This is a genomic window from Rhodococcoides navarretei (assembly GCF_038069675.1).
In the GTDB taxonomy this organism is placed as follows: domain Bacteria; phylum Actinomycetota; class Actinomycetes; order Mycobacteriales; family Mycobacteriaceae; genus Rhodococcoides; species Rhodococcoides navarretei.
The window spans coordinates 3,980,826-4,004,014 of sequence record NZ_JBBPCN010000001.1; the positions used below are offsets into that span (position 1 = coordinate 3,980,826).

The window sequence follows — 23,189 nt, forward strand, 5'->3', positions numbered from 1 at the left end:
GTGGACAATGGAGAAGTTGCGCTCTTTCGGGCGCAGCAGATGTCTCTAGGAGGAACCGTGACCGACGGCCCGCTGATCGTCCAGTCCGACAAAACGTTGTTGCTCGAGGTCGATCACGATCTCGCGGGCGCAGCGCGGGCGGCCATCGCACCGTTCGCGGAGCTCGAACGTGCCCCCGAGCACGTGCACACCTACCGCATCACCCCGCTGGCACTGTGGAACGCACGTGCCGCGGGCCACGACGCCGAGCAGGTGGTCGATGCGCTGGTGAACTTCTCCCGCTACGCGGTGCCGCAGCCGCTGCTGGTCGACATCGTCGACACCATGGCTCGGTACGGCCGACTGCAGTTGGTCAAGAGCCCGGTCCACGGCCTGGTACTGATCAGCCTGGACCGCGCTGTGCTCACAGAGGTGATGCGGCACAAGAAGATTGCGCCCATGCTCGGTGCGATGGTCGACGAGGACACGGTGATCGTGCACCCCAGCGAACGCGGCCACGTGAAGCAGATGTTGCTCAAGATCGGCTGGCCTGCCGAGGACCTCGCCGGCTACGTCGACGGCGAAGCGCACCCCATCGAGCTCGACACCGAGGGCGGCAACTGGACGCTGCGCGACTACCAGGAGATGGCGGCCGATTCGTTCTGGGCAGGCGGCTCGGGCGTCGTCGTACTGCCGTGTGGTGCCGGCAAGACGATGGTCGGTGCCGCCGCGATGGCCAGAGCCAAGGCGACCACGCTGATTCTGGTCACCAACACCGTCGCCGGTCGGCAGTGGAAGCGCGAACTCATCGCACGCACCTCGCTCACCGAGGAGGAGATCGGCGAGTATTCGGGAGAGCGCAAAGAGATTCGCCCTGTGACAATCGCCACGTACCAGGTGATCACGCGTCGTACCAAGGGCGAATACAAGCATCTCGAACTCTTCGATTCCCGGGACTGGGGACTGGTGATCTACGACGAGGTCCACCTGCTGCCCGCGCCGGTGTTCCGCATGACGGCCGATCTGCAGTCGCGTCGACGCCTCGGCCTGACCGCGACGCTCGTCCGCGAGGACGGACGCGAGGGCGACGTCTTCTCGTTGATCGGGCCCAAGCGCTACGACGCGCCGTGGAAGGACATCGAGGCACAGGGCTGGATCGCACCGGCCGAGTGCATCGAGGTCCGCGTCACCCTCACCGATGCCGAGCGTATGTCGTACGCGGTCGCCGAGCCCGAGGAGCGCTACAAGCTCTGTTCGACGGCGCACACGAAGATCGCCGTCGTGAAATCGATCCTCGCCAAACATCAGGACGCCCCGACGTTGGTCATCGGCGCGTACCTCGACCAGTTGAACGAGCTCGGCGAAGCGCTGAACGCTCCGGTCATTCAGGGCTCGACCAAGAACAAGGAACGTGAAGTGCTGTTCGACGCGTTCCGCAAGGGCGAGATCCAGACGCTGGTGGTGAGCAAGGTGGCGAACTTCTCGATCGACCTTCCGGAAGCGTCCGTCGCAGTGCAGGTTTCGGGAACGTTCGGCTCCAGGCAGGAAGAGGCCCAGCGCCTCGGCCGACTGCTCCGACCGAAGCACGACGGCGGTCAGGCGCACTTCTACTCGGTGGTCTCCCGCGACACCCTCGACGCCGAGTACGCGGCCCACCGCCAGCGTTTCCTCGCCGAACAGGGCTACGCCTACCGCATCACCGACGCGGACGATCTGCTCGGCCCGGCGATCTGAGACTTCGGGTCGGCTCGGTGCCGTGCTAGGAATACCTGTGTGCGCAAGTTCGAGTTCCCCGTAGACGTAGCCCACGCGAAGTCGGTCAACGAGACGTTCACCGAGCTTCGTCGGCTGCGCGCCTCCGCGGCGCTCACCGCCGTCTTCCTGATCGCGCTGGGGGCCTGGTTCATCTGGATCGCGGCCCTGTGGTCGTACATCCTCGGCGCGGTGTTCCTGATCGGCGCGGCCACTTCGCTCTGGGTGATGCTGTGGGCACCGCGAAAGATGGGGTCCATCGAATCGCAGTACGCCGCAGGCGATCTCGTGCCGGCGGTGGTGGCCGAGCAGCTACCGAGTGGGGCAATACTGCTGGCGCTGGTCGACATCGCCAAGCCAGGGGTGAACGAGCCGCACTACGTGTTGATCACCCGCGTCGTGCGAGCCCTGCCCGGCCACCCCGTCGAGCGGGGCGCGCAGGTGCCTGCGGTGTCGGTTCTCGCGGACCGGGGCCGAAACACCGGTGGGCGGACGTGGCAGCTGGCCTCGGCGATGCCCATAGCCTGGGGAACCACCGACAAGGCGGTCATCGCACGAGCCGTGGACGAGATCACCGAGGGCGAATGGGCGCTGCTGCACGCGAACATCGGTCTGTCCGAGAAGGTCCGCACGGCCAAGAACCAGCAGCTGCTCATCGACCCGGCGGATCTTCCCGACGACCTGCGCTGATCGGGACGCCTCTCGTACGCTCAGCGTCGAAACAGACATCGCGGGGATGCAATTCGAGAATTGTGGCTCGACTCGATACCTGTCGACAACTGACCTCAGGTCGCACTGTTCGAAACCTCCGACGGAATGCCGTGTGATCATCCGAATTGTGGTCGGTGAGGTCAGTAGTACGTCATTCCATGCTCCTCCAGCGCCGTACTTCAGCGACCACGCTTCGTGCGTCGCCTCGTCCGGCACGATCGGAACGGTGTGAACGTGGTCGTGAGCCCACCGAGACTCCCGCGGGCAGGCTTCGGCGGCGAGCGCGTGATCACGCAGCGAGTTCCAGAGCCGAGCGGGTCGATACCGACCTGATCCAGCCGTTCTGCTCGGTGAACTACGCTGGCTGAATGTCCGAGATGATCCCCTCGCGCACAGTGGCACGGTTGCGCCCGTTCTCCTCGACGATCTTCGCCGAGATGACCGCACTCGCCGTCCAGAAGAATGCCGTCAACCTCGGGCAGGGCTTCCCCGACACCGACGGCCCACCCGCCATGCTCGAGGCAGCGCGCGAGGCCATCGCGAACGGACTCAACCAGTACTCCCCCGGCCCCGGCATGCCGGTGTTGCGCGCTGCCATCGCCGACGACCGAGCGGCCCGATTCGGACTGAGCTACGACCCCGATTCGCAGATACTCGTCACCGTCGGTGCCACCGAGGCGATCTCGGCGTCACTACTCGGTCTGATCGAGCCAGGCGACGACGTCCTGCTGATCGAGCCCTTCTACGACTCCTACGCGGCCGCCATCGCCCTCGCCGGTGCCACCAGGACCGCCGTGCCCCTGGTCTCGGACGGCAACGGGTGGACCGTCGACACCGACGCCCTCGCGCGCGCGATCGGGCCTCGCACGCGCATGCTGATCGTCAATTCCCCGCACAACCCCACCGGCACGGTCTTCGACCGCGACACCATGATCCGCATAGCCGGCATCGCGGTGGCACACGATCTGCTGGTCCTCACCGACGAGGTGTACGAGCATCTAGTCTTCGACGGTGGCGTGCACACCCCGATCGCGACGCTGCCCGGGATGTTCGAGCGCACCGTCACCGTGTCGAGTGCGGCGAAGACCTTCAACGCCACCGGATGGAAGACCGGTTGGGCGCTCGGACCGAAAGAGCTGATCGACGCCGTCCGCGCCGCCAAACAGTTCATGAGCTTCGTCGGCGGCACTCCTTTTCAGCCGGCCGTGGCCTACGCGCTCGAGCACGAACAGACCTGGATAACCGCCATGCGCGACGGGCTGCAACGCAAGCGGGACACCCTCTCGATTGCTCTCGCCGCCGCTGGAGCGGATGTGAAATACAGCGCGGGAACGTACTTCGTCTGTGCCGACATCGCCCCGATCGGGCGGGGCGACGCCTACGAGTTCTGCCGTTCCCTCCCGGATCTGGTGGGTGTCGCGGCCGTTCCGGTCACGGCCTTCGTCGACGAGCCCGCTCCGTGGAAGTCGTTGGTGCGCTTCGCTTTCTGCAAACAGGACGAGGTACTCGCCGACGCGGCCGAGAGGCTGCGGACATTGTGACTCCGCAGCCGACGATCCCGGCGTATTTCGTCAGACAAGCCGTCGACCTCGCGACGAACAGTGGTGTCGACCTGACCTACCCGTTGTCGATGGCGGGCATCGGATCCACCATCCTCGACAACCCGGCCGAGCGTCTGACCACCCAGCAGGTCACCGCGTTCACCCAGGCGGTCTGGACGATGACCGGCGACGAACTGTTCGGCCTCGCCGCAGTACCGGTGCGGCGCGGGAGCTTTCGCGTGGTATGTCAGACGCTCATCCACACCGAGAACCTGTGGGCGGCACTGATTCGGATGTCCGAGACCATGCGGGTGTTGATTCCGGTACGTCCCATGACGTTGGATCGGACCGAGGAGTCCACGGTGTTGACGGTGCACGTCACCCCCACCACGCATCTGAGCCCGGAAGCCAACGAACTCGCCGAACGCTTGCTGACCGATTTTCTGTTGATTCTGCTGCACCGATTCGCGGCCTGGCTCATCGGCAGCCGGGTCAAACTGCTGTCGGTGCAGCTGCCCTACGCGCTACCGGGACCGGAAGCCGGGAAGATGTACGACGCCATCTTCGGCACGCACGTGGAGTTCGGAACCGACCTTGCCACACTGGAATTCGACACTGCTGTGATGCGAGCACCGATCGTGCAGACCGAGGCCACGCTGGCGGAGTATCTCGCGGAATCGCCCAATCTGCTGTTCTCGTCGCGAGATTACGACAGCACGGCCTCGAGCCAGGTCCGCCGCGCTCTGGAAACCGGATTCAAGGGCGGCGCACCGGGGACCGAGGAAATTGCGGCGATGCTCAACATCAGCCCACCGCATCTGCGACGCATCCTCCGGCAGGAGGGCACCTCGATCAACCAACTGCGAGAAGAGGTTCTGCGCGATGCGGCGATCTCCGGGCTCAGCCGCGGCGACAGCGTCGACGACATCTCGACCCGATTGGGCTTCTCCGAGCCCAGCGCCTTTCGCCGAGCCTTCAAGCGGTGGACCGGCCAGACCCCCGGCGCATACCGTCTCAGCTGACGCAGAACTCGTTGCCCTCCGGGTCGGTCATGGTGATCCAGACGCTGGGGCCCTGCTGTCCTCGATGCAGTACCGTCGCGCCCCGCTCTTCGAGTTCCGTCACCACCGATTCGCGGTCGTCGCCGACGCGGATGTCGAGGTGCAACCGATTCTTCACCGTTTTGGCCTCGGGCACCGATTGAAAGAGCACTCGCGGGGTGCCGGGTGAACCGGCGTCGACGATGCCCGCGCCGGCCCGCCACACGAGAACGCCCTCGAACGTGATCGTGTCCTCGTCGCGAGCGTGTCCCGCGGCGACCATCTCACGGATGAAGTCCTCGTCGCTGGGTTCGACCTGCCAACCCAGCGTCTGCGCCCACCACTTCGCCAGCGCATGGGGGTTGACGCTGTCCACGACGACCTGAAATACGTATCCCATGGTGGGACAATACCGCCGGTCACTGGAAATGGGAACACCTGTTCGATACAGTCGAACCATGTCGCTCGCGATGCAAGGCTCGTTGTTCGGTGACGCGGAGGGCGGCGTCGGGTCGCTCGAGTCCGTCACCCGTCGCGAACTCACACTCGGGGCGTGGGTGGACGTTCGCCCGGGTTGGTTGTCCGATACCCATCTCTTCGACTCGCTGGTGACCGACGTCGATTGGCGCGCCGAACGCAGACAGATGTACGACCGCGTGGTCGATGTGCCACGGCTGGTTCGGTTCTACGGCGAGCGCGAGCGTTGGCCCGACGCAACGCTGTACGACGCGCGCGACGCCCTCGACGAGCACTACCGCGCCGAACTCGGCGAGTCCTTCGCCACCGCCGGACTGTGCTACTACCGCGACGGGTCCGACAGCGTCGCCTGGCACGGCGACAACATCGGCCGCAGCGCGACCGAGGACACCATGGTGGCGATCGTATCGCTCGGTGCCACAAGGCAACTCATGCTTCGACCTCGTGGCGGCGGAACGTCGCTGAAATTCACCCTCGGTCACGGAGACCTGGTGGTGATGGGTGGCTCGTGTCAACGGACCTGGGAACATGCCGTACCCAAGTCCACCCGCGCGACCGGCCCACGCATCAGCGTGCAATTCCGACCGCGCGGGGTTCGTTAGCGAGCGGTTCGGGAGTTCCGACGCTCCTCGACCGCCGCAGCCAGCACGTTCAACTGTGTTGCCGTGGTATCCCAGTCGAGGCAGGCATCGGTGATCGACTGCCCGTAGACCAGATCGTCGCGGCGACCGAGTTCGAGATCCTGACGCCCCTCGACCAGGAAACTCTCGAGCATCAGACCGACGATGCCGTGTTCGCCTCCCGCTACCCGGGCGGCCACGTCGGTGACGACGTCCACCTGCTTGTTGTGGTCCTTGCGGCTGTTGCCGTGACTTGCGTCGATGACAACGCGCTCCGGTAGGCCCGACTTACGCAGTCGCGCAACGGTATCGGCGACCGATTCGGCGTCGTAGTTCGGTCCGTCGACGCCCCCGCGGAGAATGACGTGGCAGTCCGGGTTTCCGACGGTACGAATGAGCGCTGCTTGACCGTCCAGATCGGTGCCGGGGAAGACATGACTCGCCGCGGCGGCGCGAGTTCCGTCGACCGCTACCTGGATGTCGCCCTCGGTGGAGTTCTTGATCCCCACCGGCATCGACAGCGCACTGCACAGCTGGCGGTGCACCTGGCTCGCAGCCGTCCGTGCACCGATCGCGCCGTAGCTCACCAGGTCTGCGATGTACTGCGGAGTGATCGGGTCGAGGAATTCGCATCCGACCGGCAGACCGAGCGCCGAAATATCGAGCAGCAGTTGGCGTCCCACCCGTAGTCCGGCGTTGATGTCGAAGCTGCCGTCGAGGTGCGGGTCGTTGATCAGTCCCTTCCAGCCGAGCGTCGTCCGGGGCTTCTCGAAGTAGACCCGCATGACGATGTGCAGTCGGTCGCCCAATTCGGCTGCCGTGGCGGCAAGTCGGCGGGCGTAGTCGAGAGCCGCGTCGGTGTCGTGCACCGAGCACGGGCCGACCACGACGATCAGCCGATCGTCGGTGCCGTCCAGCACGTCGACCACTCCCGCACGTCCGGTTCGGACGGTCGCCGAGATCGCGTCGTCCACAGCATGTTCGCGGCGCAGCACCGACGGGGCAATCAGTGGACTGATGCTGATGGTCCGCTGATCGTCGAGAGGTGGGGTGTCGAGAGAGAGTGTCATGAGAGGGCGTTCCTGTTCCCAGGCCGGCTCATCATGCTCCACACGCACTTCGAGCCGGTCTGTATCCGGCTCGTGGGGTGGAAGTTCAGCGCATGGCGTCGCTGGCTGACCCACCCGGGGCCGGCCTGCTAAACCAGAAATACGTGCGCTGCATGAGAGCACCGTAGCAGACGCGCAGCACCGATCTCGGTCCGTCAAGGTTTAGGCTAGCATTACCTGCCTCTGTCGGACCCGTGAAAGAGAACGAAGTGAAACGTCTACTCCTGGCCACCACGATCGCCGCGGTCACCGCACTGACCACCGTTGCCTGCGGCGACACCGCCGAGCAGACGGCCACTCCGTCCACCAGCACCGAATCCGCTACCGGCGACACCGTGACGGACGCACCGGGACCGACCGGCATTCCCGACGGGATGGGTTCGGGAGCCGCGGACGGAGTGTTTCCCCGCACCGTCGGACACTTCGGTGGCTCCACCGAAATCCCCGCCGAGCCGACGAAGATCGTCGTGATCGCCACCGGTCAGCTCGACGCGGCCCTCACTCTGGGCGTCGTACCCACCGGAGTCGCCTACGGTGACGGTGCCGCTCTGGTCCCGGACTACATCAGCTTCTCGTTCCCGCAGTACGCGGATCGCATGGCGCAGTTCGTCGACGTCGGCAATCGACAGGAAGTCGACATCGAGGCGATCGCCGCCATCGAACCGGACCTCATCCTGGCGAACAAGGCAGGCTCGGAGGACATCTATTCGACTCTCTCGACCATCGCTCCGACCGTGCTCACCGAGGGCACCGGAGTGAACTGGAAGCAGGACTTCCTGCTTCTCGGCGACGCGCTCGGCCGCACCGAGCAGGCCCAGAGCTTCCTCGATACCTTCACGTCCGACGCTGCGGCACTGGGCAATTCGGTTGCCGATGGCGGCACGCCCACGGTCTCCTTCGTTCGCTTCACCGCTGATCGGGCGCGAGTGTTCGGCGTCCCGTCGTTCGCCGGTTACATCGCCTGGGACGCTGGACTGGCGCGACCGGAAAGCCAGCAGTTCGACAAGACCTCCCAGGACTTCAGCGAGGAAGAGATTCAACTGGCGAACGCGGACTGGGTGTTCGTCTCCAGCCAGGACGCCGAAGCCGATTCGAGCGCCGCGTCGTACACCACGAACCCGCTGTGGACCGGAATGAGCGCGGCCACCGAAAACCACATCGTGCGCGTCGACGACGACCCGTGGTACCTCAACGCCGGTCCGACCGCGGCAACCATCGTGCTCGACGGCCTGAAGAACGCCCTGCAGAACTGACCCCCACGTGCGTGGAACTTCGTAGTCCACTACGAAGTTCCATGCACATCGGCCAAATAGGTTGCGCACAACTTAACCGTGCACTACTGTTCTGGACGTGACCAACGAACTCGCACTCGACCGCCAGGTGTGCTTCGCGCTGTACTCCGCTTCGCGGGCTACCACCGCGGTGTATCGCCCGATGCTCGACGAGCTCGGCGTCACGTACCCGCAGTACCTCGTACTGCTGGTGCTGTGGGAGAAGGACGGGCGCGGCGTCAAGGACATCTGCGCCGAACTCGATCTCGACACCGGCACACTGTCGCCGATGCTCAAGCGACTCGAAGGTCTCGGCTTCATCGAGCGTCGACGCCTGAGCACCGACGAACGCCGCGTCGAGATCCACCTGACCGAGACCGGAAGCGCCATGCGCGCACGCGCACTCGACATTCCACGCAAGCTCGCCGAGAAGACCGGCATGAACGTCGACGATCTCGTCAAGCTCAAAGAGTCGCTCGACGCATTGACGAGCGCCTTGCATCACACCGATTCCGGCACGACAAAAGGAGAATCATGAAGACCATCTACACCGCCGAAGCTCTCGCGACCGGTGAAGGCCGCAACGGCCATGCCCGCACCTCCGACGGACGACTCGATCTCGATCTCGCCATCCCGGAGGCCATGGGCGGCAACGGGAACGGCACCAACCCCGAACAGCTCTTCGCCGCCGGCTACGCGGCATGCTTCCACTCCGCACTGCAGATGGTGGCACGTCAGGACAAGGCGGACGTCACCGATTCGGCCGTCGGCGCTCGCGTCGACATCGGCCCCAACGACAACGGCGGCTTCCAGCTCGCCGTCACCCTCGAGGTGACGCTGCCGAACCTGAGCCGCGAGAACGCCCAGGCCCTGGCCGACAAGGCCCACCAGGTCTGCCCGTACTCCAACGCCACCCGCGGCAACATCGACGTCACCGTCACCGTCGCCGAAGACGAGTAAGAGGAAACACCATGAAGGCACACGAAATTCACCTCGCGTCCCGCCCAGAAGGCTGGCCGACCGAAGACAACTTTCGCGCGGAGGACGTCGACCTCCCCGAACTCGCAGACGGGCAGATCCTCGTCCGCAACATCGTGATGTCCGTCGATCCGTACATGCGTGGTCGGATGAACGACGTCAAGTCCTATGTCCCGCCGTTCCAGCTCGACGCCCCACTCGACGGCGGCGCAGTCGGTGAGGTCGTCGAGTCCAAGGCCGACGGATTCGCGGTCGGCGACGCGGTTGTGCACGGCAAGGGCTGGCGCGACCTCGCCATCGTCCCGGGCAACGGCGCAAGCAAGGTCGACCTCTCGGCCGCGAAGGCGTCCGCCTACCTGAGCGCATTGGGAATGACCGGCACGACGGCGTACGCCGGACTGACCGACGTCGCCTCGTTCAAGGAGGGTGACGTCGTGTTCGTCTCCGGCGCTGCCGGGGCAGTCGGGTCGCTCGTCGGCCAGATCGCCAAGGCGCTCGGTGCTTCTCGCGTCATCGGCAGTGCCGGATCGCCCGCCAAGGTCGCCCGCCTGCTCGAGCTCGGTTTCGACGCAGCGTTCGATTACCACGACGGCCCCGTTGCCGAGCAGCTCCGCAAGGCGGCACCGGACGGCATCGACGTGTACTTCGACAACGTCGGCGGCGAGCACCTCGAAGCCGCCATCGGTTCGATGAACAAGCACGGCCGAATTGCCATGTGCGGAGCCATCGCTCAGTACAACTCCACCGAGCCGACTCCCGCTCCACGCAACCTCGTGCTGGCCATCGGCAAGGAGTTGACGCTCAAGGGCTTCATCGTCGGCTCCTACGCGCACCTCACCGAGGAATTCCGCGCGAAGATGACCGAGTGGCTGAAAGACGGTGCCATCGAGTTCGACGAGACGGTCGTCGACGGTCTCGACAACGCTCCCTCGGCGTTCATCGGACTGATGAAGGGCGAGAACACCGGCAAGATGGTCGTCACCATCTAGCTCGGACCCGAAGAGTTCTACCGCAGTCCACACCCCGGTCGGGAATTCCGACCGGGGTGTTTCCATGCGTCGACGATTAGAGTCGACGCATGCCCGCCGCTCCCCTTCCCTTGCGCGACGGTCTCGATCCCACTCGGGTGCGGATGCCCGACGTCGCGACCGGAGCGACGGTGCTCGAGTACCTGTGCGCCCGGTTCCCGCAGGACGCGGCCAGGTTGACCGAGAAGGTCGCCTGCGGCGAGATCGTCGACGCGGCAGGCGTACCCGTCGATTCGGCAACGGTGGCGAGACCACGCGCGGACATCTACCTCTACCGCGACCCACCGGTGGAGCCGACGGTGCCGTTCTCCCTCGACATCCTCCATCGCGACGAGAATCTACTGGTGGTCGACAAGCCCCATTTTCTGGCCACCACCCCGCGCGGCGCGTATATCGCGCGATCGGCCCTGGTCCTGCTTCGGCGCCGGTTCGACCTGCCGGAGCTGAGCCCGGCGCATCGGCTGGATCGACTCACCGCCGGGGTTCTGGTGTTCACCGTCAGGCAGCAGGCCCGCCGGCCGTACCAGGAATTGTTCGCGCAACGCACGATCACCAAGCAGTACGAGGCGATTGCCCCGCTCGCCCAGGACCTCGAACTCCCGCTGACGGTACGCAGCCGAATCATCAAGGAGCGCGGCGTTCTTCAGGCCCGAGAGGTACCCGGCGAGCCCAACGCCGAGACACTCGTGGATCTGGTCGACACCGTCGGATCCCACGGCCTGTATCGATTGCATCCGCGAACCGGGAAGACTCATCAACTTCGGCTTCATCTGTGCTCATTGGGAATTCCGATCGTCGGCGACAACTTCTACCCCACGTTCCGCGACGTCGCCGACGACGACTACTCCGACCCGCTCCGCCTGCTGGCCCGCTCGATCGAGTTCGTCGATCCGCTCAGCGGCCTGGTTCGCCGATTCGAGAGTGATCGGAGACTCGACCCTCCTGCAGCACTGCAGATCCCGAGTTGATCTCGACCGTGCGGACGGTGATTCGATGGGAGATGACCGCGAGCGCGAACAGTCCGATCGCCACGTTCACCAGTGCGGCGAATCCCTCCTGAGCGAAGTCCACGAGAGCGTTGAGCAGAGTGAAGATCAACGCGGAGACACGGAGGATGCGCAGCGGCCAGAGCGCCCCGTCCGAACGCAACCTCAGCATCGCCGGCAGCGCCGTGGCGAAGGTGAGGCAGGCACTGACGAACAGGAGTCCACTGGCGATTCCCATTCCGTCGACGTCGATCGCCAGGTCTCGTCGGTCGATGTGCAGTTCGCCGATGACGAGTTCGACGATTCCGAACACCACGCCGGCCCCGGAAACCAGAACCAATCCCCAACCGACGACGGGAACCCATCGGGCGCTGGTGAAGAACGCCGGAATCAGCCGGGGAACGAACTGACGCAGGGAGTGGGTGCGTGACGTCGAGCGACGACAGGTACCGAGCAACATCCTGATCCCGGCCACGGTGTTCGCATCGGCTCCCTCGGCCTCTGCTCGTGCCACCATCCGTAGCGCCCAGTCGCGTCGATGCTCGGGTAGGCCGTGTGCGACGCCATCGGCGGCGATGGCAGCCGCGTTGGCCAGCGATTCTTCGACCGAGGGGCGCCGGAACTCCCGGACGATCCGGCTGAACACCAACAGCAGGACCACCAGGACGTACATGATCTCTGACGAGGGTCCGTAGAAATAGTCGTTGTCCTTGGTGACGAATTTGCCGACTTCGTCGAGGAACAGTCCGAATCCGATACCGCCGAGCACCACAGTGAACACCCGAACGCCGAAACCGACGAACATCCATCCGACGAGAAGTGCGAACATCATCGCCGCTCCGCCGTAGAGGGCATGAGCGATGTGAAGCGACTTCCCACCCACCTGGGGATAGTTGGTCAACTCGAGATAGGCCCTGGTGATCAGGATGGTCGCGATGGCGACGACCATGAATGCCTCGGACGCAGGACTGCCGTAGACATCACGGATCACGCCGCTGCGAAATGTGGTCCCCGAACGACCGGTCATCGATCGAGTATGTGCCGCCTGCCGTCCTTCACGGGCCGTTTCGGCCGAGTCACCATTTCCGCACTTGACAAATTTGATTGCTGAAACTGCAATAGGGGTATGAAGGAATCGGTCACCAGCCTGAACGAAGTCATTGCGGGCCTCGGTCCCCGCCTCAAGCGCATCAGGATGGAGAAGAACACCACCTTGGCGTCGCTGTCCGAGACCACGGGAATTTCGATCAGCACGCTCTCGAGGCTCGAATCCGGTGACCGCAAGCCCAGCCTCGAACTTCTGTGGCCGATCGCGCGAGCCCACCAGATGGCCCTCGACGATCTGGTGACTGCGCCGCCCGTCGCCGACCCGAGGGTGCGCACCACCGCCACGGTTCGTGAGAACGTCACCATCCTTCCGTTGACGCTGCGTCCCGGCGGCCTGCAGGCGTACAAGCTCGTAGTCCGCCCCGAAGACTCGGAGCCGCGTCCCCGCACGCACGAGGGCTACGAATGGTTCTACGTCCTCGACGGCACCCTGCGCCTGATTCTCGGCGAGCACGATCTGACGATGAAGGCCGGTGAGGCAGCCGAATTCGACACTCGTGTGCCGCACTGGTTCGGTGCCGTCGGCAATCGGCCTGTGGAGCTTCTGAGCTTGTTCGGACCGCAGGGTGAGCGAATGCACGTGCGGGCAAAACCGACGGTATGAAATGTCATGTCCGTATGAGACAGTGAAGCCGCTCGACGCCAGGATCCGCTTCGGTCATCCGCACCGACCACACCATCTCGAGGAAAAAGATGACCGACAGACTGCCCGATTCGCCTGCATCTCGCACCGACGTGGACATCGCAACCGGAGTGCTGATCGGCATCCACGGCGGATCCGTCGCCGACGCCATCGAGGAGCTGTTCACGACCGCGAGAAATCACCGGGTCAGCCTGTTCGAGCTCTCGCGCACGCTCATCACCGTCGCGGAGGGCCGCGATATCGAGCGAACCTCGGCCACCGACGCGGTGTACGAGGTGTGGGGCTCGGCACTCGGCCGTCGTGGCGCAGAGGCGACCTTCGGCTTGGTCACCGACTCCGCAGCCCTCTGATCCCCGAGGTACCTACCCTCGCACGGACGGATCGGTCCGCAGCTCCGGGAAGCGGGCCGTCATTGCATCGATGTGTCGGTACATTTCGTACAGTTCGGTCCTGAGCGTCGACGCCTCGGACTCGAACGCTCGGGCACGAGCTTCGGCGCGTTCCGCGCGAGCTCGAAATGCCCTGGACTGCGCCCGCTCGATGGATGCCGAACACGTCTCGATGTGTTCGGCCAGTCCCCGTGCGAACACCCTCGCCTGTTCGAGGTTGACGGCGTAGTTGTCGTCTCGCGGAGCGGGTGACGCTGCGCCGTTCGCTGTGCCCATGAATACCCGTCACCCTCGATCGTCGGCCAGAAATTCTTTCGCGACTCTACGCTCGGCGTCGAGCGGTTCTTCTCCGAACCGGGTGTCACCCGAACACGAGAGCCAGTACCACCGATGCCGAGGTGGCTGCTATGGCAATGACGATGGTCGCCGCGATCGCACGCTGACGCACCGTTCGGTAACTCGACCCCGTGCGGTCGTACTCCGAGTCGTCCTGATCGCCGTCCGAGCCGTAGAAGTCGTCCGAGTCGAGCCCGTCCTCGTCGAAGTAGACGACGTCTCGCGGTGGCACCCATCGCTGACCGTTGGCTTCGATCGAGGCTCCGAGCCGTTCGAGCCGAAGCCGAGCATGGGTGGGGTACCAGTCGGAGGGCGCGTGGATGGGCAGAGCCTGCGCCAGTGCCAACGGCGACCGGTACTGCCTCTCCAACGCCGCGAAGGCGGCAGACGCCGTCGGGTCGTCGTCGGAGATGTCGGTGAGGAACCAGGCCGCTCCGGCTGCGGCACGATCGCCGAGCACCAGGTGCGTGTACGCGAGCAGTTCGAGAATGCCGGGCGACGCCGGGTTTCGAGCCAGGGCGGAGACCAGGCGATCCCGGGCCGCGATGTTGTCTCCTCGCGCCAGATCCTCTTGCGCTCGCTCGATCACGTCCACGCGTCGACAATAACGCGTGAACACGAAAAAGCCCCTTCCGGATCGGGAGGGGCTTTTCATCGTTCTTGTCGATCCCAGGTGCCTGTCGATCCAACACCTAGAGTGGCCAGGGCCGGGATCGAACCGGCGACCTTCCGCTTTTCAGGCGGACGCTCGTACCAACTGAGCTACCTGGCCGGGCGGCACCGGTGAAACAATGCCATCGCAATGTCGATACTTTCGTACCGATGTTGCGACCCTGACGGGACTCGAACCCGCGACCTCCGCCGTGACAGGGCGGCGCGCTAACCAACTGCGCCACAGGGCCTTGCTGTTGTTGCCGAGCTATTTCTAGCGCAACAACTCTCCGAACTGCAAATCCGCGCCTCGCCAGGAGCGAGATGGAGAATGCTTACTGCAGATTGGATTGTCAATCCGATCTTTCCTACGTACCCCCTACGGGATTCGAACCCGCGCTACCGCCTTGAAAGGGCGGCGTCCTAGGCCGCTAGACGAAGGGGGCCCGCCGAACTGCTTCGACGTTACCCTCAACGGCGTTCCGTTGGGAGCTGGGATAGCTTAGGACACTTTCGCTGTAAATCTCAAACCGGCAGGTCAGAGCTTGTTTTTGCGAAGTTTTCGCCGAAATGCTCCCACCCGTGCAGTTTGAATTCGGAGAGCCAACGCTCCGACGCCATCGCGAGGAGAACGACCTCGACGGACTCCTCGAACCGCTCACGCAGATCGGCGTTGTCGGCGACCAGATCCGACATGTAGCGCTGACCGGCCATCGACGCGGCCAACACTCGGACGAACTTGGCTGCGTCGAACTCCGGCTTGAGATCGCCCATCGCCAGGGCGCGCTCTGCCTGCTTGTGCCCCTGAGCGCCCCAGACGCGACCGCCGCCCGAATGAACCTCCGCGTAGAACTCCGGCTCGACTATGAGCCGGAATTCGGCGCGCACGATCACGTCGTTCTGGAAGTTCTGCGCTATGTCGTCCACGATGCCGCGAATGACGTAGAAGGGATGCGCCGTGTTGTCGGCCCACTTCTCCGTGATGGCGACGTACCGATCCAGCCCGGCCGCGAGCACCGCTCTGGCCAGATCTTCCTTCGACTGGAAATGGAAATACATCGCACCCTTGGTGGCATTGGAGCCCTCCAAGATGGTGTTGACGGATGCCGCTGCGTATCCACGCTTTGCGAACTCCGCCGCCGCCGCCTCTACGATGGCCGCCCGGGTCCGCCGTGCGCGCTCTTGTTGTGCCATTTACTCCGTGCCTCCGAGCCCAAGCGCCCTGCGTATCCACAGGTAGTACAGATAGAGAGTACTTCACCCGAACGACACTCGAGTCGACTCACCTGCGGTTCGCTTCGGCCACCGCAGCCGACAGAAAAATCGGTTAGCGAACAGAAACAAGCCGGGTGGTACGATCTGCGCGGCTCGAGTGCGCTGCAGGGGGTGCGCACTCGAGCCGCTTCACCGCCGTGGCACCGCCCACCGACAACCACCTGCCCCTATCGCGCCTCCACCGCGACTACCCGTGTCGGCACCGGATCCGAAGCCGAGAGCGCGCGCATCGTGCGATCGGCACCCCGAGAACGGGACCCTCGACGCGTTGCCCCACAGCCTCGGGCACGTGCCTCACTTTCAGTTGAAAGCCGAATTACATTTTCCGATAACAAGTCTCGAGATGGATCGATTCGGCAAGCTCGTTAGCAAGTTAAATCTATTGCACAACAATGCCTTACAGTCGCACTCTTGACGAGAGCATCCAAATAGCATGTTGCATAAACGATGTCGAAACGACAAGTAGATAACGTTTTCGATACTTTCGCCGCTTCACGCATCCCTCGCGATCACATCGGCTTACTGTGATATGCATCACACTTACGCCTCTGCCTATCGGAAACGAGTGCATGCCATGAGGGGATCGGTCCGAATATTTCGTTCCATGACAACGCTTTTCGCGGTCTCGCTTCTGATGCTCCCGACAACCGGCACGGCGATCTCAGACCCCATCGGCAACTTCGTGAACCCTGTTCCCGATCCTGCCCTCTACTTGCCCACCCCGCTCGGCGAGCCCTGGTTCGATCCACCCGCCGGCTACGAACAGCAACCACCCGGGTCCGTCCTGGCAACTCGACACGTCACCGTCGGGCCGCTGTTCACCCCCGTCAGGTCGACGCAAATCCTGTTCCGCACCAACGATTCCAAGGATCGGCCGGTTGCGGGTGTCACCACGATCATCGTGCCCACGGCACCGTGGACGGGACCCGGGAGCCGGCCGGTAGTGGCGTACAACATGGCCATCGATTCACTCGGAAACACCTGCGCTCCGTCGTGGACCCTCCCTCGCGGAATCGCACCGGAGATCGTTCCGGTGCAATCGTTCCTGGCGAAGAACTACGCCGTCGTCGTCACCGATCATCAGGGGCCGCGCCAGGGATATGCGTCCGGACCGATGGCGGGCCACGCCATCCTGGACTCCCTCCGCGCGATGGTGAAACTGCCCGAACTGGGCTTGCCTGCAGAGTCTCCGATCGCCGCGACGGGATACTCCGGAGGTGCCATCGCTACCGGATGGGCCGCGCAGCTGGCTCCCAGCTACGCCCCGGACGTGAATCTCGTCGGCGTGGCGTTCGGCGGTGCACCCACCGATTACCGCATTCTGCTGCATTCGCTCAACGGGACGGTCGGCTCCACACTGTTCCTGTCGGCCACACTCGGCGTCGCCCGAGAGTATCCCGAGATGTTCTCGTTGATGAACGCCAACGGCCTGCGCCTGGCCACCATCGCCAAGGACATGTGCATCTATCTCACCGCCCCTGGAGGCCTGGTGGCTCCCATTCCAGCACAAGCCCTTTCGGATATTCCGAACGTCGATCGGACGCCGATCGCCGAGCAGATCATCGCGTCGACACGCATGGGTGGAGACAAGACACCGACCGTCCCGGTCTTCATCTATCACGGACAGCAAGAGTTCTGGATACCCGCGGAAGGGGCCGAGAACCTGTACGACGAGTGGTGCGCCAACGGCGCGAGCGTCCGATTGGAGGAATACGTCGGCGAGCATTTCGTTGTCGCGGTGACCGGAATACCCGGTGCGTACGCCTGGATCGACGACCGTCTGGCCGGCATTCCGGCACCGAACGGCTGCAGCAGCTTCGGACGCTGACCCATCGGTAGCACTGCCGGGGGTACATGCCGTCGGCGCTGCGCGGCCCGTTACACTTTCGAGCCGCGCCCCTATAGCTCAGTTGGTAGAGCTACGGACTTTTAATCCGCAGGTCGTAGGTTCGAGTCCTACTGGGGGCACCACACACCGTCCGGGTAACAGTGGTCACACCTGTTCGGAACGTACACTCGGACGTAACGATCGGACGAGATCGAGCGACGTGCAAGAGGAACTGCAGCGGTCGTCGATTCGCGAGGGCCGGCCGGAAGATCGACGCTCCGGGGGCACTTCGCGTCGATCGACACCGAACACCACGACCGCCGGAACAGCAAGTGAACAGGCGCGACGAGGTTCACACCGAACCTACGGTGCCGTAAGCTGGACCGGTCGTACGCAATCTATGGAGGCGATCTAATGGCGAGGGATCTGACACAGCTCGAGCTTTTGCAAGAGCTGGTGCCCACTGCCGAGGACAATGTGAACCGTCACATTTCGATGGCGCGGGAGTGGCACCCTCACGACTACGTTCCGTGGGACGAGGGCCGGAACTTCGCCGCACTCGGCGGCAAGGACTACGACCCGGAGCAGTCCAAACTCTCCGACGTCGCACAGGCCGCGATGATCACCAACCTGCTCACCGAGGACAACCTGCCGTCCTACCACCGTGAGATCGCCGAGAACTTCTCCCAGGACGGTGCCTGGGGAACCTGGGTCGGTCGCTGGACCGCCGAGGAGAACCGCCACGGCATCGTCATGCGCGACTACCTCGTCGTCACCCGCGGCGTCGATCCCGTCGCCCTCGAAGAGGCCCGGATGATCCACATGACCAACGGGTTCGCCTCACCGGCAGGCTCGCAGACGGGTCTGCTGCACTCGGTCGCCTACGTGACCTTCCAGGAACTCGCCACCCGCGTCTCGCACCGCAACACCGGCAAGGTCTGCGACGATCCGATCGCCGACCGCATGCTCCAGCGCATCGCCGCCGACGAGAACCTGCACATGATCTTCTACCGCAACATCACCGGTGCGGCGATGGACATCGCCCCCGACCAGACCCTCGACGCGGTCTCGGACATCGTGACGAACTTCGTCATGCCCGGTGCCGGAATGCCGAACTTCCGCCGCAACGGTGTTCTCATGGCCAAGCACGGCATCTACGACCTGCGTCAGCACCTCGAGGACGTCGTCTGGCCGGTGCTGCGCAAGTGGAGCGTGTTCGAGCGCAACGACTTCACCGCCCGCGGTGAGAACAAGCGCGAAGAACTCGCCGCGTTCCTCGAAGACCTCGAACGTCAGGCCACCAAGTTCGAGGAAATGCGCGATCGCTCCCTCGCCCGCGAACGCGCGAAGGCCGAAGCACGCGCGTCGTAGTCTTCGATCGACTGGTGTGCCCGGTACCGACTTCGGTGCCGGGCACGCTTTTTTCTCCTGACAGTTCTCCCTCCGTTCCAAAGGCTTGTTTTCCATGACATTGCAGATCGGCTCACTCGAGTTGCGCAGCCCCGTCGTCCTCGCACCGATGGCCGGCGTCACCAACGTGGCCTTCCGCACTCTGTGCCGGGAGCAGGAGCTGGAGCGGGCAGGCAGCACGTCGGGTCTGTACGTCTGCGAGATGGTCACCGCTCGCGCGCTCGTCGAGCGGCAGCCGGCCACGATGCACATGACGACCTTCGCCCCCACCGAGACTCCGCGGTCGCTGCAGCTCTACACCGTCGATCCGGACACCACCTACGCCGCAGCGAAGATGATCGTCGACGACAACCTGGCCGATCACATCGACATGAACTTCGGCTGCCCGGTTCCGAAGGTCACCCGCAAAGGCGGCGGCGCAGCGCTGCCCTACAAGCGAAACCTGTTCGGTCGCATCGTTGCTGCCGCAGTCAAGGCGACCGAGGGCACCGACATCCCCGTCACCGTCAAGTTCCGCGTCGGCATCGACGAGAACCACCACACGCACCTCGACGCGGGCAGAATCGCCGCCGACGAGGGTGCCGCAGCGGTGGCGTTGCACGCCCGAACCGCCTCGCAGCGGTACTCCGGCACAGCCGACTGGAACGAGATCGCTCGACTCAAGGAACATGTCTCCGGCATCCCAGTGCTGGGCAACGGAGACATCTTCTCGGCGTCCGACGCGGTCCGGATGATGGCCGAGACCGGGTGCGACGGCGTCGTCGTGGGGCGAGGTTGTCTGGGCAGGCCGTGGCTGTTCGCTGAACTCAGCGCCCGCTTGAACGGCCGACCCGAGCCCACTCCACCCACCCTCGGCGAGGTGGCCACCATCATCGCTCGGCATGCCGAGTTGCTCGCAGAACATCATGGTGAGAAGAAGGGCCTGCGCGAGCTGCGCAAGCACGTCTCCTGGTACCTCCGCGGCTTCCCCGCAGGTTCGGATCTTCGAGTCTCGATGGCGTTGGTGTCCACACTCGCCGAACTGGACGATCTTCTGGCACAACTCGATCCGACCGTTCCGTTTCCCAAGGACGCCGAGGGCCCCCGTGGTCGGCAGGGTTCACCGGGCGCGGTGTCGCTGCCCGACGGGTGGCTCGACGATCCGGAGGACGTCTGTGTCCCCGCCGGTGCCGAACTGATGCATTCCGGCGGCTGATTCGCAGCTGACCAGCAGCCCACCTCGCACGAGTGGACCATGCCGCTCGAGTCAGTACTATGGCTGGGATTGCCGAGTAGACGGCGCGTGCGTGTGATGGAAGGCCAGGTTCGAATTCGTGGGAGACGATCGAGAGTCGGGCCCGTCTGTGCCCGAGGGTCGCGCCCCATGGGAGCGCCCACTGTCCTCAATCGGACGAAACGGCGCAATCGGACGGTCCGGTCAGCGCCCCTCCCGCTCCGAGCGACCTGCCACTCCCGACTCGGAGTCACCCCCGCAGCCAGGAGACAGCGGCAGGCTCGGCAAACGATCGCCGCGTAACGCGGATACCGTCTCCGTTGCCGAGTTGGTGGACAAGATGTCGCGCTCGGGACCGATGCGAGAGGCGCCGGCCGACCGTCCCGACGTCGAAGAGCCGACCGAGGTCATCGCCCCGGTCACCGATTCCACGCCCTCGCCTACCCGGACGCCGCCAACGCCGCCGCCGCCGCCACATGCGGCACCGGAACCGGTGGGCGCGCATACAGCCGATCGCCCCGCATTGACGCGATTGGCGATGAGCCGGGTACGTCGACGCCGTCGGGTGCGGGTGATCGGCCGAAGCATTGTCTCCCTCGTCGCGATCCTGGCGGTGGCCCTGACCGGAGTGGTGTGGGGATATCTCCGCAACACCGACCAGGGCTTTCTCCAGGTCGCTGCGCTCGATCCCGATTCGGCGGACGTCGTCGACGCCGCAGGCCAGTACGGCGACGAGACCTACCTGATCGTGGGTACCGATACCCGCACCGGTGCCAGCGGCAAGGTGGGTGCGGGCACCGTCGCCGACGCCGAAGGGGCCCGCTCGGACACGATCATGCTCGTCAACATTCCGGCCGATCGCAGTCGCGTCGTCGCCGTGTCGTTCCCGCGAGATCTCGATGTGACCCGCCCCGAGTGCGAGCAGTTCGACAACGACACCAATACCTACACCGGGGAGATGTTCCCGGAGGCATATGGCGACAAGCTCAATGCCACCTATGCCCTCGGTGGCCCGAAGTGCCTGGTCAAGACCATACAGAAGATCTCGGGCCTGCGGATCGGGCATTTCGTCGGGATGGACTTCGCCGGGTTCGAGTCCATGGTCGACGAGGTCGGTGGTGTCGAGGTCTGCACCGCGCAACCCCTGTTCGACTACGAACTCGGAAATATCCTCCCCAACGTCGGAACACAGCGGGTCGACGGCCGGACCGCACTGAACTACGTTCGGGCGCGCAACGTCGAATCCGAGGGCAACGGCGACTACGGCCGGATCAAGAGACAGCAACGTTTCCTGTCGTCGCTGCTCAGATCGGCTCTGTCGAACAACGTGTTGCTCGATCCGGGCAAGCTCAACGGGTTCGTCAATGCCTTCACCTCGGACACCTTCGTGGAGAACGTCAAGACCCAGGATCTGGTGACGCTCGGTCGCTCGCTGCAGAACGTGGACGCGGGTGCGGTCACGTTCCTGACCATCCCCACCACAGGGACCAACGACTACGGCAACGAGATCCCCAACGACGACGCGATCGGTGCGATCTTCCGGGCCATCATCGACGACGCTCCGTTGCCCGGTGAGGAACGCGCGGAACCGGTCACTCCCGAAGAGCCCGCACCTGCCGCCGCTCCCGACGCACCGCTGTTGGCCGTCGATCCGGGAACCGTCTCACTGCAGGTGTCCAACGCTTCCGACATCGCCGGTATGGCTCAGACGGCATCCGACGAACTCGCGGTCTACGGGTTCCAGATCCTGGCAGTCGGCAACTTCTCGGGCACCGCCGCGCAGACCGTGGTGCGCTATTCCCCGGATCAAGAAGCCGCTGCGGCGACGGTCGCATCGGCCATCCCCGGCGCTGCCATCGAGCTGGCACCGAGTTTGAACAATGTCGTCGAGGTCGTGCTCGGCTCGAACTATCCCGGATACACCCAGTACCCGACGGAGTTCGGTACCGAAATCGATCCCACTCAGGTGGAAGGCACCACCCAGAGTGCGCCCCTTCCGGAGGATCTGTCGTACACCAACGCCGCCGACGACACGTGCGCCTGACTTCATTCATGCTCCGTTAACCCTCGGGACAGAGAACTGGTCGGTGTGACCTACTAAACTTCGCTCATGCGCGTCGCCTACAACGAACAGATGAACGAGCTTGCCGATCTCCTCGGAGAAATGGCGAGCCTGGCTGGTGCGGCCATGGAAAAGGCCACTCAGTCTCTCCTTCAAGCAGACCTGGTGCTCGCCGAGCAGGTCATTTCCGAACACGACAGGATCACCGAGCTCAGCGCGGTGTGCGAGGAAAAGGCCTTCACGCTTCTCGCCCTGCAGGCTCCGGTCGCAGGCGATCTCCGTTCGGTGGTGGCCGGCATTCAGATCGTTGCTGACATCGACCGTATGGGCGCACTCGCACTGCACGTCGCCAAGATCACCCGCCGCAGGCACCCGAACCACGCCCTCCCCGAGGTCGTCAACGGGTACTTCGCCGAGATGGGTCGCCTCGCCGTTCAGATCGGTGCTTCGGCCCGCGAGGTCCTCGAGACCCGCGATCCCGAGCGCGCCGCGAAGCTGCAGGAGGAGGACGAGGCAATGGACGATCTGCACCGTCACCTCTTCACGGTGCTGATGGACCGCGAGTGGAGCCACGGCGTCGCTGCGGCAGTGGACGTGACCTTGCTGGGACGCTTCTACGAGCGGTTCGCCGATCATGCCGTCGAGGTCGGGCGTCGAGTGATCTTCCTGGTGACGGGTGAACTGCCCGTCGACCTGAGCCACAACAACATCCCCACCTCGTAGGACCCACTCTCATCGAGACCGAGTAGCGCTGCTGCAGCGCTACTCGGCTTTCGTATCGGA

The 23,189-nt window shown here is 64.5% G+C and carries 23 protein-coding genes and 4 tRNA genes; 18 read left to right on the top strand and 9 right to left on the bottom strand.

Features of this window, described 5'->3' with window-relative positions:
- Window positions 1-57 precede the first annotated feature (57 nt).
- The 4 genes from AABD04_RS18665 to AABD04_RS18680 all read left to right on the top strand — a co-directional run bounded on the left by AABD04_RS18665 (window position 58) and on the right by AABD04_RS18680 (window position 5,005).
- A complete protein-coding gene (locus tag AABD04_RS18665; RefSeq protein WP_243593803.1) occupies window positions 58-1,713 on the top strand; it encodes a DNA repair helicase XPB in 1,656 nt (551 codons plus the stop codon).
- A 39-nt stretch (window positions 1,714-1,752) separates the two neighbouring features.
- On the top strand, window positions 1,753-2,421 hold the full coding sequence (locus tag AABD04_RS18670; RefSeq protein WP_341442068.1) for a DUF3239 domain-containing protein: 669 nt from the start codon (window positions 1,753-1,755) through the stop codon (window positions 2,419-2,421).
- A gap of 389 nt (window positions 2,422-2,810) precedes the next feature.
- Window positions 2,811-3,983: a pyridoxal phosphate-dependent aminotransferase gene (locus tag AABD04_RS18675; RefSeq protein ID WP_341442069.1), complete on the top strand. Its 1,173-nt coding sequence runs from the start codon at window positions 2,811-2,813 to the stop codon at window positions 3,981-3,983.
- The gene (locus AABD04_RS18680; protein WP_341442070.1) at window positions 3,980-5,005 is read left to right on the top strand and encodes an AraC family transcriptional regulator; all 1,026 of its coding nucleotides are present in this window, start codon (window positions 3,980-3,982) and stop codon (window positions 5,003-5,005) included. The genes AABD04_RS18675 and AABD04_RS18680 overlap by 4 nt, the downstream gene beginning before the upstream one ends.
- Here the strand turns inward: AABD04_RS18680 and AABD04_RS18685 are convergent.
- Window positions 4,998-5,423, bottom strand: coding sequence for a VOC family protein (locus AABD04_RS18685; RefSeq protein ID WP_341442071.1), 426 nt, complete (start codon window positions 5,421-5,423; stop codon window positions 4,998-5,000). The two genes, AABD04_RS18680 and AABD04_RS18685, sit on opposite strands and share 8 nt — an antisense overlap.
- A gap of 58 nt (window positions 5,424-5,481) precedes the next feature.
- Between AABD04_RS18685 and AABD04_RS18690 the strand changes: the two genes are divergently transcribed.
- Window positions 5,482-6,102, top strand: a complete 621-nt coding sequence (locus AABD04_RS18690; protein ID WP_341442072.1) for an alpha-ketoglutarate-dependent dioxygenase AlkB — start codon at window positions 5,482-5,484, stop codon at window positions 6,100-6,102.
- Here the strand turns inward: AABD04_RS18690 and AABD04_RS18695 are convergent.
- Window positions 6,099-7,190, bottom strand: a complete 1,092-nt coding sequence (locus AABD04_RS18695) for a 3-deoxy-7-phosphoheptulonate synthase (protein WP_341442073.1) — start codon at window positions 7,188-7,190, stop codon at window positions 6,099-6,101. The genes AABD04_RS18690 and AABD04_RS18695 overlap by 4 nt on opposite strands.
- A gap of 248 nt (window positions 7,191-7,438) precedes the next feature.
- Here AABD04_RS18695 and AABD04_RS18700 point away from each other — a divergent pair, with 248 nt between their 5' ends.
- The 5 genes from AABD04_RS18700 (at window position 7,439) to AABD04_RS18720 (ending at window position 11,474) form a co-directional block, all read left to right on the top strand.
- Entirely contained in the window at window positions 7,439-8,482 is a 1,044-nt protein-coding gene (locus tag AABD04_RS18700; protein ID WP_341442074.1) for an iron-siderophore ABC transporter substrate-binding protein, read from the top strand.
- Between the two features lie 97 nt (window positions 8,483-8,579).
- Window positions 8,580-9,038, top strand: a complete 459-nt coding sequence (locus AABD04_RS18705) for a MarR family winged helix-turn-helix transcriptional regulator (protein WP_341442075.1) — start codon at window positions 8,580-8,582, stop codon at window positions 9,036-9,038.
- Complete coding sequence (locus tag AABD04_RS18710) at window positions 9,035-9,460, top strand: organic hydroperoxide resistance protein (protein ID WP_341442076.1); 426 nt, start codon at window positions 9,035-9,037, stop codon at window positions 9,458-9,460. The genes AABD04_RS18705 and AABD04_RS18710 overlap by 4 nt, the downstream gene beginning before the upstream one ends.
- Before the next feature lie 11 nt (window positions 9,461-9,471).
- Window positions 9,472-10,467 carry an NADP-dependent oxidoreductase gene (locus tag AABD04_RS18715; protein ID WP_341442077.1) on the top strand — a complete coding sequence of 332 codons (996 nt, stop codon included), beginning with the start codon at window positions 9,472-9,474 and terminating at the stop codon, window positions 10,465-10,467.
- Between the two features lie 89 nt (window positions 10,468-10,556).
- On the top strand, window positions 10,557-11,474 hold the full coding sequence (locus tag AABD04_RS18720) for a pseudouridine synthase (protein WP_341442078.1): 918 nt from the start codon (window positions 10,557-10,559) through the stop codon (window positions 11,472-11,474).
- On the opposite strand, the gene AABD04_RS18725 is transcribed toward AABD04_RS18720, so the two are convergent.
- Window positions 11,401-12,519, bottom strand: a complete 1,119-nt coding sequence (locus AABD04_RS18725) for a hypothetical protein (protein ID WP_341442079.1) — start codon at window positions 12,517-12,519, stop codon at window positions 11,401-11,403. The two genes, AABD04_RS18720 and AABD04_RS18725, sit on opposite strands and share 74 nt — an antisense overlap.
- 99 nt (window positions 12,520-12,618) lie before the next feature.
- Between AABD04_RS18725 and AABD04_RS18730 the strand changes: the two genes are divergently transcribed.
- Both AABD04_RS18730 and AABD04_RS18735 read left to right on the top strand, forming a co-directional pair.
- Window positions 12,619-13,203 carry a helix-turn-helix domain-containing protein gene (locus AABD04_RS18730; RefSeq protein ID WP_341442080.1) on the top strand — a complete coding sequence of 195 codons (585 nt, stop codon included), beginning with the start codon at window positions 12,619-12,621 and terminating at the stop codon, window positions 13,201-13,203.
- A gap of 89 nt (window positions 13,204-13,292) precedes the next feature.
- Window positions 13,293-13,592: an ANTAR domain-containing protein gene (locus AABD04_RS18735; RefSeq protein ID WP_243593815.1), complete on the top strand. Its 300-nt coding sequence runs from the start codon at window positions 13,293-13,295 to the stop codon at window positions 13,590-13,592.
- Window positions 13,593-13,604: 12 nt separating this feature from the next.
- On the opposite strand, the gene AABD04_RS18740 is transcribed toward AABD04_RS18735, so the two are convergent.
- The 6 genes from AABD04_RS18740 to AABD04_RS18765 all read right to left on the bottom strand — a co-directional run bounded on the left by AABD04_RS18740 (window position 13,605) and on the right by AABD04_RS18765 (window position 15,812).
- Window positions 13,605-13,907, bottom strand: a complete 303-nt coding sequence (locus tag AABD04_RS18740; protein WP_243593816.1) for a hypothetical protein — start codon at window positions 13,905-13,907, stop codon at window positions 13,605-13,607.
- An 85-nt stretch (window positions 13,908-13,992) separates the two neighbouring features.
- Window positions 13,993-14,562: a DUF6584 family protein gene (locus AABD04_RS18745; RefSeq protein ID WP_243593817.1), complete on the bottom strand. Its 570-nt coding sequence runs from the start codon at window positions 14,560-14,562 to the stop codon at window positions 13,993-13,995.
- Window positions 14,563-14,665: 103 nt separating this feature from the next.
- Window positions 14,666-14,739: transfer RNA gene (locus AABD04_RS18750), tRNA-Phe, on the bottom strand.
- A 56-nt stretch (window positions 14,740-14,795) separates the two neighbouring features.
- Window positions 14,796-14,869: transfer RNA gene (locus AABD04_RS18755), tRNA-Asp, on the bottom strand.
- 122 nt (window positions 14,870-14,991) lie between these two features.
- Window positions 14,992-15,064 (bottom strand) — tRNA-Glu (locus AABD04_RS18760).
- 79 nt (window positions 15,065-15,143) lie between these two features.
- Complete coding sequence (locus tag AABD04_RS18765) at window positions 15,144-15,812, bottom strand: TetR/AcrR family transcriptional regulator (RefSeq protein WP_341442081.1); 669 nt, start codon at window positions 15,810-15,812, stop codon at window positions 15,144-15,146.
- Between the two features lie 655 nt (window positions 15,813-16,467).
- Here AABD04_RS18765 and AABD04_RS18770 point away from each other — a divergent pair.
- The 6 genes from AABD04_RS18770 (at window position 16,468) to phoU (ending at window position 23,129) form a co-directional block, all read left to right on the top strand.
- Window positions 16,468-17,721, top strand: coding sequence for a lipase family protein (locus AABD04_RS18770; protein ID WP_423228168.1), 1,254 nt, complete (start codon window positions 16,468-16,470; stop codon window positions 17,719-17,721).
- Window positions 17,722-17,788: 67 nt separating this feature from the next.
- A tRNA-Lys gene (locus AABD04_RS18775) sits at window positions 17,789-17,864 on the top strand.
- Between the two features lie 271 nt (window positions 17,865-18,135).
- The gene (locus tag AABD04_RS18780) at window positions 18,136-19,092 is read left to right on the top strand and encodes an acyl-ACP desaturase (protein WP_032381649.1); all 957 of its coding nucleotides are present in this window, start codon (window positions 18,136-18,138) and stop codon (window positions 19,090-19,092) included.
- Between the two features lie 94 nt (window positions 19,093-19,186).
- Window positions 19,187-20,326 (top strand): tRNA dihydrouridine synthase DusB, encoded by a 1,140-nt coding sequence (dusB, locus tag AABD04_RS18785; RefSeq protein ID WP_341442083.1) that lies wholly within the window; start codon window positions 19,187-19,189, stop codon window positions 20,324-20,326.
- 118 nt (window positions 20,327-20,444) lie between these two features.
- Window positions 20,445-22,388: an LCP family protein gene (locus tag AABD04_RS18790; protein ID WP_341442084.1), complete on the top strand. Its 1,944-nt coding sequence runs from the start codon at window positions 20,445-20,447 to the stop codon at window positions 22,386-22,388.
- Between the two features lie 66 nt (window positions 22,389-22,454).
- On the top strand, window positions 22,455-23,129 hold the full coding sequence (gene phoU / locus AABD04_RS18795) for a phosphate signaling complex protein PhoU (protein ID WP_094639310.1): 675 nt from the start codon (window positions 22,455-22,457) through the stop codon (window positions 23,127-23,129).
- The last annotated feature ends 60 nt before the right edge of the window (window positions 23,130-23,189 follow it).